The sequence below is a fragment of the Ruegeria sp. BF8 genome (assembly GCF_056538625.1).
In genome coordinates, this window is the sequence record NZ_JBQFTL010000010.1 from 1 (window position 1) to 11425 (window position 11425).

General features: G+C 55.6%; 10 protein-coding genes. 7 read left to right on the forward strand and 3 right to left on the reverse strand.

Features of this window, described 5'->3' with window-relative positions:
- Positions 1–259 precede the first annotated feature (259 nt).
- Positions 260–700, reverse strand: coding sequence for a hypothetical protein (locus ACR0LD_RS18920; protein ID WP_480638476.1), 441 nt, complete (start codon positions 698–700; stop codon positions 260–262).
- Here ACR0LD_RS18920 and ACR0LD_RS18925 point away from each other — a divergent pair.
- Positions 615–1466: a LysR family transcriptional regulator gene (locus ACR0LD_RS18925; RefSeq protein WP_170517478.1), complete on the forward strand. Its 852-nt coding sequence runs from the start codon at positions 615–617 to the stop codon at positions 1464–1466. The two genes, ACR0LD_RS18920 and ACR0LD_RS18925, sit on opposite strands and share 86 nt — an antisense overlap.
- Before the next feature lie 159 nt (positions 1467–1625).
- Here the strand turns inward: ACR0LD_RS18925 and ACR0LD_RS18930 are convergent, their stop codons facing one another.
- A complete protein-coding gene (locus ACR0LD_RS18930; protein ID WP_480638464.1) occupies positions 1626–2135 on the reverse strand; it encodes a MaoC family dehydratase in 510 nt (169 codons plus the stop codon).
- A gap of 138 nt (positions 2136–2273) precedes the next feature.
- Between ACR0LD_RS18930 and ACR0LD_RS18935 the strand changes: the two genes are divergently transcribed.
- Positions 2274–2981: an IS6 family transposase gene (locus tag ACR0LD_RS18935; RefSeq protein WP_480638466.1), complete on the forward strand. Its 708-nt coding sequence runs from the start codon at positions 2274–2276 to the stop codon at positions 2979–2981.
- Between the two features lie 211 nt (positions 2982–3192).
- Here the strand turns inward: ACR0LD_RS18935 and ACR0LD_RS18940 are convergent, their stop codons facing one another.
- Positions 3193–4836 carry a tetratricopeptide repeat protein gene (locus ACR0LD_RS18940; protein ID WP_480638468.1) on the reverse strand — a complete coding sequence of 548 codons (1644 nt, stop codon included), beginning with the start codon at positions 4834–4836 and terminating at the stop codon, positions 3193–3195.
- Between the two features lie 273 nt (positions 4837–5109).
- Here ACR0LD_RS18940 and ACR0LD_RS18945 point away from each other — a divergent pair, with 273 nt between their 5' ends.
- The 5 genes from ACR0LD_RS18945 (at position 5110) to ACR0LD_RS18965 (ending at position 11083) form a co-directional block, all read left to right on the forward strand.
- Complete coding sequence (locus ACR0LD_RS18945) at positions 5110–5358, forward strand: hypothetical protein (RefSeq protein ID WP_480638470.1); 249 nt, start codon at positions 5110–5112, stop codon at positions 5356–5358.
- Positions 5342–6250 carry a hypothetical protein gene (locus tag ACR0LD_RS18950; protein ID WP_170462375.1) on the forward strand — a complete coding sequence of 303 codons (909 nt, stop codon included), beginning with the start codon at positions 5342–5344 and terminating at the stop codon, positions 6248–6250. The genes ACR0LD_RS18945 and ACR0LD_RS18950 overlap by 17 nt, the downstream gene beginning before the upstream one ends.
- A gap of 203 nt (positions 6251–6453) precedes the next feature.
- On the forward strand, positions 6454–7848 hold the full coding sequence (locus ACR0LD_RS18955; protein ID WP_217355754.1) for a metal-dependent hydrolase family protein: 1395 nt from the start codon (positions 6454–6456) through the stop codon (positions 7846–7848).
- A gap of 6 nt (positions 7849–7854) precedes the next feature.
- A complete protein-coding gene (locus tag ACR0LD_RS18960; RefSeq protein ID WP_480638472.1) occupies positions 7855–9399 on the forward strand; it encodes an amidohydrolase family protein in 1545 nt (514 codons plus the stop codon).
- A gap of 61 nt (positions 9400–9460) precedes the next feature.
- Positions 9461–11083, forward strand: coding sequence for a HoxN/HupN/NixA family nickel/cobalt transporter (locus ACR0LD_RS18965; RefSeq protein WP_480638474.1), 1623 nt, complete (start codon positions 9461–9463; stop codon positions 11081–11083).
- Positions 11084–11425: the final 342 nt, after the last annotated feature.

Sequence of the window (11425 nt, forward strand, 5' to 3'; positions counted from 1 at the left end):
TGACCCGCGCCGCCGCTCTTAGCGAGTGGCGTCAGCTTTGTTCCGGATAGGTTCGCGGTTTCCGCGGCAAACTGAGACTGGTTCGAATTCGTCTGACAGCACCAGTAAATCGGCCTGGGTTCTTTCGCGGGCTTCATGAAAGTCTCGTATTGGTACTTACTCAATGGCTACAACACAGGTGCGTGGCTGCCACTTCCAGCTTGCAGCTGCATTTGGCGTGATCTAATCGCCTTATTCGGCCGATTGTCACCAAGTGTCGTCAGAACCTTCCTGGATAAAGACTCACCATGTTCTGAACGTCAAGCTCACTCGAAAACGCATCGGGATTACTCCAGATCACGTCATTAATATAGTCGCGTTCAGCGTGAAAATCGTCAGCTGTAGGCCGCGGCTTCCGGGCTTCGGGGAAGCCTCTCTTGGTCCTACCGAACAGTCCACCAAATACGGTCCAGATGCTGGGTGACATTGTATGGGAAGCCATCTCATGGTCCTTTCCGAGTTGCTTGCGCTGTCGCAACAACAGTAACTGTTCACCTGTTTTTCTGGTATCCGGCACAAAATTGTGCTGTTCTACAAAAATGAAGAACGGGTTCCGAAATTGGTCGGATATTCGTGTGTTCCTCTCTGTCTTGAGAGAAGGATCGACGCTTGCGGCCTCCAGAAAGCTAAAGGTCTCCCAACCAACGGTCGCCCGACGCATTGATGTTCTCGAAAGAGAAACAGGCTTGACGCTGTTTGAGCGTGGTACGCACGGGTTCAAACCGACCCCAGAAGCCCTTCGCCTCGTTCCCCTCGCCGAAGCAATCGAGGCTTCAGTCCTCGAATTTACCGATTGCGCGAAGGAATTGACGTCGACACAACCCATCCGTATCACCGCTTATTCGGCAAACTTCTCCGCACGCATGATCGAAATCGTAAACGAGTTTTCCGCCGACAATCAGGATGTCGCATTCGAGTTTTTGTCCAGCGTTCGGGCGCTGGACCTGATGGCGGGCGAGGCCGACATTGCTTTGCGCCTTGCAAGAACCGATCCCGATCCTGACCTGATCTGTCGTAAGATCAGCACGGCCCGCTGGTCTTTGTTCGGCAGCAAAAATTACGCGGACAAATTTGGCTTACCGGGGTCAACGAATGATCTGGCCGGGCATCAGTTTGTTACCTTTCAGCGGGACGATGTACCGAATGTATTCCACGAATGGTTGACCAATCACGTGGCACCGGAACAGATCGTTATGTCTTTCACTGAACTCGAGCTTATGCATGCGGCAATCAGATCAGGGCAAGGCCTTGGTATCAGCAATGTCAAGCTGGTGGAAACAGACATGTCTTTCATCCGATGTTTCGACGAAATCCCTGAACTTGCGGTGCCGCACCTAATGCTCATTTCGCCGGAAGCCTATCGTCGGCCAGAGGTTAAAGCCTTCGTTAAGTTCTTCGCACCTCGCTATGCGGCAATCTACAAGTAGTTATTTAGGCAAAAAGGATTGAGAACACGCGAACAAACTAGTTTGCATGTACGCCACGACCGCAGCAATAGAAGCCTTATGTGGCGAGCCCAAGGATACTCTTGAAGATGACAATGGGAGATCAAATTGATCGCCGCGCCCCAGTCGCTGCAAACCGCCTTAACTCCGACATGCCATCACGTGGTGCATGACCAGGTTAAGAACTTCAACATCGTTCTGGTTAAATGTCTGGTATCGGAATTTGACCGTTCCCCGGTCTGGCTTCGAACGTGACGGTGTAATTGCCTCAACCGTAACGCGCACGCTGATCGTGTCACCGGAATACACCGGAGCCAGCCACCGTACCTCGTCCATACCATGTCCACCCAGATTGGTTCCGGTAAGTACACCAGTGTCGCGGAACAACCTGAAAGTAAGCGCTATTGTCTGAAATCCACTGGCTATGTGACCGCCGAAAATCGACTCTGCGGCAGCCACTTTGTTAACGTGGAAGGGCTGCGGGTCATGAACCAGTGCGAAGTCAATAATCGCTCCCTCGGTCAGCGTAACGCCTCCGGTTTCGAAGGTTTCGCCAACCGACAAATCGTCGATGTATTTTCCGCTAGGCATGGCAAAAGTATAGTTTGATGCAGACTCAACCGTCAACGCGGAGCCAGGCTCGGCCGCCACTAATGCCGCATTCTCTTTCGACCATGGCAAAGATCGTAATGGAGAACTAAGTCAGTGGTCGTTGACCTATGCCGCGGCGACGGTCTTGTCAGAAGAACTTGTCTTGAGGCAGGCAGGACGGTTGCGTAGCTTTTGCCCATGACCAAACCTGCCTCTTTCAAGTACTTCAAAACCAGTCCCGAGGTCATCCGCCTTGCGGTGATGCTGTACATCCGTTTCCCGCTCTCGCTTCGAAATGTCGAAGATCTCCTGCATGAACGTGGGATCGATGTAAGCCATGAGACAGTCCGCTATTGGTGGAATAGGTTCGGCCCGATGTTCGCCGCTGAGATCCGACGGAAGCGTGTGCAGCAACTCCGAACCTTTTCAAAATGGAAGTGGCACGTGGACGAGGTCTTTGTGAAAGTGAATGGCAAACGGCATTATCTTTGGCGCGCTGTGGATGACGAAGGCGAGGTGCTGGAAGCAGTTGTAACAAAGCGCCGTAACAAAGCTGCTGCACTGAAATTTCTCAAGAAATTGATGAAGCGGCACGGTTGCGCCAAGGAGGTCGTCACAGATCGCTTCGCTTCATACAAGGCTGCGCTCAGAGAAATAGGCGCGCTCGAAAAACAACAGACGGGCAGGTGGCTCAACAACCGTGTTGAGAATTCACACCTGCCGTTTCGACGACGCGAACGCGCGATGCAGCGTTTCAAGCGCATGCGAAGTCTACAGAAATTCGCCTCCGTCCATTCCTCCGTCTACAATCACTTCAACCAAGAAAGATCGCTAGCCAGTCGAGACACCTTCAAGCTGACCCGCGCCGCCGCTCTTAGCGAGTGGCGTCAGCTTTGTTCGGGATAGGTTCGCGGTTTCCGCGGCAAACTGAGACTGGTTCGAATTCGTCTGACAGCACCTGACAGCCTGTCAATGACATCATGCTAGATTCTGTTGGAAATCAATACGCGAACATCAAACGTAGAGGTCTATAGGCTCGCCAATCCAGACCAAACTTTGCGACATATCCCAGTTCGAACGTTGTCACTTCTTATCCGAACAGTAATGCACCCGTCTTCTATTCACCAACAAATACGTGAGCTTCTGACAGGCCCTCGGTGACGGCTTCGACAAGAACCGCATTCATTCTATGCGATTCCAGCCATGCTTTCGGGTCCTCGTAGAGAAGCGGGTCAAGTTCGGACAATCTAGCTAGTGCATCTCGCGCGGCGGCTTCATTGGAAAGGTTGCTGTGAGCGATCGCAAGCAATGCCTGGCCAAAGGACCAACCATCAGCGGAGGCATGCTCTGCATCAATGACCAATTCCTCCCATTCCTCCTTGATCAGATGGTCCGCGGCCAGCAGGTGAAAGTAGAACGGCGGTGGCGCAACAGAGCGATCAATCGCACGATGCATAATGGGAACTCCCTCGTCGAAGCGGCCAGCAATACCGTAACGGATCGCAAGATTGGCCAGCGCGGCTGGATCGTTGGGGTTAACTTCCACGGCCCTTCGCGCAAACTCGATCGAGCGCTCCATATCACCCGCGTATTGCTCAACATGGGACATCGCCTGAAGCGCGTCTGTATCTTGCGGGTCCAAGTCGATCGCACGGGCTGCTGCTTGTTTGGCAAGGGCAAAAGCCGCGTCTCTTGAAAGCTCCTTCTCATGACCGAACCGGGCGGCATCGTTGCGCAGGTAGGCCAGCATTGCCCATGCCCGAACGTATTCCGGATCCTCGCGAACGGTCGCTTCGAGACAATCCCTCGCCGCCTGATATTGATCCCGATGGTAGGTTCTCCGGTATATTTGCGCACTTGCGACACACGCAAAGCCGCGCAGAGTTGGGTCGTTTCGATCAACGAGCCTTTCAGCACGTACATCGCGGAGTGCGTAGCCGTATTGCTGTCCTATTGTCGAAGCGACCAGTGACGAAATCGAGTCCTGAATATCTGTAATGCTCTGGCCATTGGTGCCTTCGGTATGTCGTTCGCTCCACAAGACTTCGAAATCAGCGCGCCGTACAAGATTCGTCCGGACTTGCAACTCGTCGCCGTCGCGCCAAACGTCACCGGTCACCACAAATTCAACTGCTGGTGTGCGGTTTGCGTTCGAGGCGGACCCCGAGCCGCGCGCGACTGGCTCAGATGCAAGATGCACGGCAAGATCCGGGAACCGGATCAAATCCGCAGCAAGCTCATTCGTCAAACCCGAAGCGACAAGCGAAACAAGAGCATCATCAGTTCGAGGTTCAAAATGCTCGACCAGAATGGAGACTTTATTGACGGTTCCCCTGGCCTCGGTTGGTGCACGACCTTCCAGCCGTCCATGCCAGAGCCCAAGCCCGACCAGGACAGCCGTGCATATGACCACCAGCGACGCGAGTCCGATGTAGCGCCCGGTGCGCGGCGTCGCCTCGTGCTTCTGGTCGCCAGTGGATTTCTCGTTAGAAGGATCTCCTTCGTGCGCCATCGGCTCCTGCGGAGTGAATTTCGGGACATAGTGACCTTTTGGAATGCTGATGCGGATCGGATCATCCCTGCCGTGCCCCGCATAGTAGTTGTCGAGATCCCTGCGCAGCTTTCTGGCTTCCAGCCGCACGATTGGGTCGGATTGTTGGTCGAAATCGGAACCGCGCCCGAAAACCGCCATCGCAATGGTCGTCGCCTTTAGTTCGGTGTCCCGGCCCGCCAAGGCCTCCTCGACAATAAATGTTAGCATCTCACGACGCCGGGTGCTGGACTGCAGATCACTGCAGTCAAGTATCCGCGCGAGTTGCCGGCGTATGTCCCCTTCAGACAACTCCAAACTTCCCGGCGGGTGACTTCTGCTCACTTCGTTTCTCTCACGTGAAGAATACTCGATGCCACGGAAACGTAACACGAAGGAGGCGCATGGCAACGTGCGTTCCGCGCGGCAATATGACCGTAAATTACATGTAGCAACGTTCAACTCGCCACGATTTGATGCTGTGATCCAGCAGGAGCACAACGAATGATGGACGCGCTGCTGGAACGATTGATCGAAAGACATCCCGAAGAAGCTGAACAAATCGCGCTTCAGTTCCGAAACAATCCAGTTTTCCGGTCAATCTGCGAAGAAATGGAAATTGCCGAACAAGCGATGGGGCGTTGGAAAGATGTTCCTGCGCGCGCGGCAGAATATGAAGAGATTTTCAATGGGGTGAGTTCGGAATTCCGGGCCTGCCTTGCGCACCGGGGTCAGCATGCACAAAAAGGCTGACACGGCGGTGCGCCAAAATTCGATGGAGATGGGGCAAGTGGGCACCTTGGAAAATAAGTCATGCAATCGCACCGAAGGGGCATCGCTTTCGTCTGGCCTTTGCAAATACGTAGCCTTGGCAGGGTTTTTGATCACCGCCGTTGCACTCCCTGCCAAAGCTCAGGAAGATCTCAGCGAGATCAACAATGGCACCAATCCAACGCTGCTCACGACGCAGTTTGGGATTCAGTATCAGTTCAACCAGATCAATTCCGACCTGAATACCGGCCTGTTCGAGGCCTTCTATACGCAGCCTTTTGGTGAAGGCGGCAAACGGGCATTCCGGATCACCGTGCCTGGATCGGACAGCCCGTTCAACGCAAACCCAATCTACGGCGGAAAGCCTGGAGTTGAATTCACGCTGGGCGACATCAGCGTTACCTACATTGACGTTTTTTACCTTACCGAGAAAAACGGGGCCGCTTTCACTTTTGAACTGTTCCTGGACACAGCAGAAACCGAAGCCGCCGGCTATGGGCAATTTGCCGGTGAAACCTCGGCCTTCTACGCGTGGTTTCTCAACAACGGAGCAATTTTCGCCCCGGCCTGGGTTCAGACATTCGGACTGGAGGGCGGAAATGATCAAGGTCAGAATGTGAACACGACCACGATCGACTTCTACTATGTTCCCAAGCTGAAAAATCCGCGTTTCTACCTGACCTTCGATCCGGCCATCATCCACGATTGGGAAACGGACGCGACGTTCGGCAGCCTACAGGTGACCGCGGGCATGCTGACGGGCAAGGCATTTGGCGGTGACGGTCAAGTGTTCATCAAGCCTGGCATTCTGTTTGGCGGCGACAGGCCGGCAGAGTGGTCTGTCCAGGTTGGATACAAGGTGCTGAACTTCTGATGCGGGCGATGTCGCTGTTGACTTCTTGGGTCTGTTCACGCCCTCATGTGACTGAACATTTCAGTGCCATGGGAGCACAAGAAAGCCCAGCGGGTCCACTCACCGCGATCCGCAATTTTTGAAAACCCAGGCTGCGCAACCAAAAACAGTTTTGCGCGACCAAAACCAAATTCATTCATCGTTTGAAAATGAGGATGTACATCATGACCAACAGAACGCTCACCTATCTGCTCTGCACGACGCTCGCCGCAACTCCAGTCAGCGTTCTGGCGCATGAGGCCAACCATGAGGTCGTCCCGGCCGGTGTCGTCGGTGAAATTGAAACCACCAACGTAAAGATGAAATTCGACAATGTGCTGATCAGGGGGGCACAGGTCTTCAACGGGTGTGACGAAGAGCTCGCGGATGTTGACGTTCTGGTTTCCGGTCAGTTGATCTCTGCCATTGGTTCCGATCTTGAGGCACCCGAAGGCGCTTTCGAGATCGATGCCGAGGGCTACACGCTGATCCCCGGCCTGATCGACGCGCATTGGCATGGGGTCTTTGCTGAAGCGACGATTGCGCAACTGGCCCTGACGGGCGAGGGCTACTGGAACCTTCTGGCCGCCAAGGCCCAGAACAACGCGCTGTCGCGCGGGTTCACAACAGTGCGTGACGTGGCCGGACCGATGTTCGACATTGCGCGCGCAACCAACGAGGGGCTGATCGACGGGCCGCGGGTCTTTCCATCCGGGCCAGCCTTGTCAATCACCGCCGGCCACCAGGATTTCCGCATCACCCGGGACGTGCCAACTCCGCTGGGTGAGTTGCACTCTTTCGAAGAAGGCAACATGTTCTATCTCGCGGATGGCGTTCCGGCGGTTCTGAAGCGCGTCAGGGAAAACCTGATGCAGGGGGCCACCCATATCAAATTGATGGCAGGTGGCGGCGTGACATCGTCCTATGACCCGATCCATGTCATCCAGTTCACCGACGAGGAATTCCAGGCCGCCGTCGAGGCGACCGAAGCCTGGGGCACCTATGTGACGACCCATGCGATCAATGATGAAGCGGTTCGGCACTCAGTCGAGAATGGCGCGCGCAGCGTCGAACACGGCCACATGGCCACCCGTGAGACCCTGCAGATGATGAAGGACAAGGACGTCTGGCTCAGCATGCAGCCGTTCATGGATGATGAAGACGCACCGGCTCTGAACGAGTTCCAGAAGGCCAAGTACAAGTTTGTCACCGATGGCACCGACTTCGTCTACAAGACCGCCAAGGAACTGGGTATGAAGATCGCCTTCGGCACCGATACGCTGTTCAGCGCGGACCTCGCGAAACGCCAGGGCGCGGTGCTGGCCAAGATGGAACGTTGGTTCACGCCGTATGAAACGCTGAAAATGGCAACTTGCGACAATGCCGAACTGCTGAAGATGTCGCAAAAAGTGACCCCTTATCCGCTCGGCCCGCTCGGCGTGATCGAGGAAGGCGCCTATGCGGACATGATCCTCGTCAACGGCAATCCTCTGGAGGATCTGCAGTTGATCGGCGATGCCAAGGCGAACTTCGGCATGATCATGAAGGACGGCACCATCTACAAGTTCGACATGGAGTGACCGGTCATGCGTGGCCGAACGCTGACTACCTTTGCTTTCGTCCTCGCGGCTTCGGTCGCGGGGGCGCAGGAGTACGACCTTGTGATCCTGAACGGTCGCGTCATGGACCCCGAGACCAATCTGGATGCAATCCGCAACGTGGGCATCAGCGGTGGGCATATCGCGATTGTGACCGAGGCTGAAATATCCGGATCCGAGACGATCGACGCCACGGGTCACGTCGTTGCACCGGGATTCATCGACATGCACAACCATGTCGGAGGGTTGCCATTCGGCCAAAAGCAAGCACTTCGTGACGGCGTAACAACCCAGCTGGAGCTGGAGTCCGGAGCCTATCCCGTGCCGCTCTACTACGAGCGGCTCGAGGGCAAATCGAAGACCAACTTCGGTGCCAGCGTTTCCCTGCTGGGCATTCGAGAAACAGTGATGAACCCGATCTACATCAGTCTCACGGGTTCTTACATTCTGGATGCCGGCATCACGGAAGCCGGCATCAACTTGGCTGGACTGCAGTCCAAGCCCGATGATGAACAAATCGACGAAATCGTCCGGTTGTTGGAGGATGGGCTGAAGCAAGGCGCCTTGGGCTTTGGGAACCCCGTCGGATATGCCACCGAGAACCTCACGTCTCAGGAGATGGTCGAAATGCATCGTCTGGCTGGAGACTACGGGTCCTTCAGCGTTATGCACGGCCGGTTCTCAAGCAACGAACCGCCAACGACCGGGATCATGTCGGTTCAGGAAACGCTCTCCAGCATCGCGATCTATGGGGGTGGGCTTTATGTCAGCCATATTCATCAAAAGGCGCTCGCAAACACTCCCTATGCGTTGAAAATGCTCGAAGACGCCCGCGCCTCTGGTATTGACGTGGTTTCTGCGATCTACCCTTACAATTTCGGGGCATCCGTCGTCAGTGCCGACTATCTGCGGCCTTCGAATTATGGGCCCAACATGGGCCGTGGCTACGAAGACATTACCGAACAGGCAACTATGCAACCGTTGACGAAAGAGCGGTACGAGGAGTTGATCGCGTCAGAACCAACCGCGCCGATCTTGTTTCTGGGTGTTGAAGAAGATGTGATGCTCGATGCCTTGGCTGATCCCAACACCCTGGTCGAAAGTGATGCCTTCACTTCGATCATCTCGGCCACTGGAGAGACCGCCGTAGGTTGGGACGCCGCGTACGATGAAGTGCAGGCGCACCCGCGCGCCGCAGGATCGCACGCCAAGGTGCTTCGGTTGGTTCGGGAGGAAGACCTTATGCCGCTTATGCTGGCGATCTCGAAGATGACCTACATGCCAGCCAGCTTTATGGAACGAAATGGCGTAGATCAAATGGAGGGCAAAGGCCGCCTTCAGGAAGGTGCAGACGCGGACATTGCAATCTTTGACCCCGAGACAGTGACGGACAGGGCGACAAAGGAGAAGGGCGGATTGGCGTCTGAGGGTATCCCATTCGTCGTGGTAAACGGAAAGACTGTCGTGAAAGAATCGCAGGTCGTCATGGACGTTTTCCCGGGCCAGCCCATCCGAAACGAGATCGTGGAATGAACCGCCGCTCTGCCACGACTTCACTTGAGAGACTGGGTCGCCGCGATAGATGAATTTTGACATGGAGGCACCCGCTATGGACGCGCAAGAAGTCATCGCCTTTTTCGGGCGCTCAATGCTTCTGCTGTTGCTTGCGCTGGGGCTGCACCCTTCGACCGCGCTGGCCGATGCACCAGCGCACGTGGTGTGGGGTGATCTGGCGTCGTCAGCAGCCTCCTACGAGGATCCGTTCCTGGAGATGTCCTACAAGCAAAAGGATGATCTGCGGACGATCCTTGATGCCGCGCGCCGCGTGGATGATGCCGAACTCGGCCAGCGGGCACAGGAGGCCCGTGTGCGGCTGCGCGACCAAGGCTATGACGCGGACGAGCTTTTGACCCAGCGCCTTGTGGTGATGGAGAAACGGCGCGAAGAGGCGACCGGCGTAACCGGGCAGTATCTCGGGCGCGAAGTTTCGCTTGATGGATACGTCCTGCCGCTGCGCGGGGATAACGGGCGCGTATTCAGTTTTCTGCTGGTGCCGTGGGTGGGGGCCTGCATTCACACGCCGCCACCGCCGCCCAACCAGATGGTTCGTGTCGATGTACCGCAAGGGATTGAGATAGACGAAGCGTTTCACGCAATTCGGTTGCGCGGCGTTCTGGAACATGAACCGTCTGTCAGCAATCTATTCCTCGTCGATGGGCAGAGGATGGTCGAAGCATCCTACTCATTGAAAGAGGCACAGATTTGGGGCGTACCGGGTGAAATCAAGGCGTCCGCCGCTGCGCCTGTTCAGGGAAATATCGTTGCGCGAACTCAGGTCTGGATCAGCAATCTCTTCACAACATCAATGACGTCGATGGATCAGGGCAAGTCGCTGGCGACGGTAGCGTTCGCTCTTCTTGTCGCGTTTCTTTATGGGGTCCTGCACACGCTTGGGCCGGGGCACGGCAAGGCCGTCGTGATTTCCTATTTCGTCGGTGAAGGGGGTAACCTGCGCCGCGGTGTTGGGATGGGGGTTCGCATCGCCATCGTACACGTGTTTTCGGCCGTTGCGGCTGTATTCCTGCTCGACCTTGCGATCCGGCAAACCACCGGCGGTGCACCCTCCGATTACCGGCTCATCCGGCTGGGCAGCTATGCGCTGATCATCGCCATTGGCCTTTGGATGCTTTGGAAAAGCCTTCGGACAATTCATGACCTCCGAAGAACGGCCTCGGTGACCCATGAACACGGTCCGCATCACACGCACCCGCATGACCACAACACCCACAGCGGCTGCGCTGCCTGCGCAATTGCCAAAAAATCGTCCAGCCGATCCGACGGATGGCTTGCGATAGCGGTGGGCATCGTTCCTTGTACCGGCGCCCTGATCGTAATGCTGTTCGGGTTTGCAAATGACCTTGTATGGCCTGCGATCGCCATGGTGGCCGCGATTTCGCTGGGCATGGCGATTTCCATGTCTCTGATCGGCGTGGCGGCCATTTGGGGGCGCGCGAAGGTTGCGCAGCGGATCGGTGCGAATGCAGCCACCCACCAACGCTTTGAAAGCGTTGCCCAAGTCGCCGGTGCGACCTGTGTGACCGTGGTCGGAGTACTTTTATTCGTCACTTCATGGAGTGCGCCCCTTCCGCCGCTTGCTTCCCAGACGGACGAGGCCGGGAAATCGCAAAGGACGAATCTATCTGTACTGATAGATTGAAAGCCAAGATGATGATCTTGAGGCATCTTTCATCATTGTTGATCGTCCAAGAAGAGCGATCTTGCTCTGGTTTCCACAAAGGCTTTGGGTGTCGCACTCGTTCGTTGGGTGAGAGCTCTTTTTTGACGACCTGTTCGGGGTGACAATGGTGTCGAGATACCTGACAACAGTCTTGGCGTTCGCCGTCATACTACTTAGCGTGTTTGGCGTTTTTGAGCGGCGGACTTTGGGATTTCAACGGTCTTGTCAGAAGAACTTGTCTTGAGGCAGGCAGGACGGTTGCGTAGCTTTTGCCCATGACCAAACCTGCCTCTTTCAAGTACTTCAAAACCAGTCCCGAGG

Coding starts and splice junctions, on each gene's coding strand:
- ACR0LD_RS18920 (WP_480638476.1), bottom strand. CDS start 700: ATGCGTCGGGCGACCGTTGGTTGGGAGACCTTTAGCTTTCTGGAGGCC.
- ACR0LD_RS18935 (WP_480638466.1), top strand. CDS start 2,274: ATGACCAAACCTGCCTCTTTCAAGTACTTCAAAACCAGTCCCGAGGTC.
- ACR0LD_RS18940 (WP_480638468.1), bottom strand. CDS start 4,836: ATGCTAACATTTATTGTCGAGGAGGCCTTGGCGGGCCGGGACACCGAA.
- ACR0LD_RS18945 (WP_480638470.1), top strand. CDS start 5,110: ATGATGGACGCGCTGCTGGAACGATTGATCGAAAGACATCCCGAAGAA.
- ACR0LD_RS18950 (WP_170462375.1), top strand. CDS start 5,342: ATGCACAAAAAGGCTGACACGGCGGTGCGCCAAAATTCGATGGAGATG.
- ACR0LD_RS18955 (WP_217355754.1), top strand. CDS start 6,454: ATGACCAACAGAACGCTCACCTATCTGCTCTGCACGACGCTCGCCGCA.
- ACR0LD_RS18960 (WP_480638472.1), top strand. CDS start 7,855: ATGCGTGGCCGAACGCTGACTACCTTTGCTTTCGTCCTCGCGGCTTCG.
- ACR0LD_RS18965 (WP_480638474.1), top strand. CDS start 9,461: ATGGAGGCACCCGCTATGGACGCGCAAGAAGTCATCGCCTTTTTCGGG.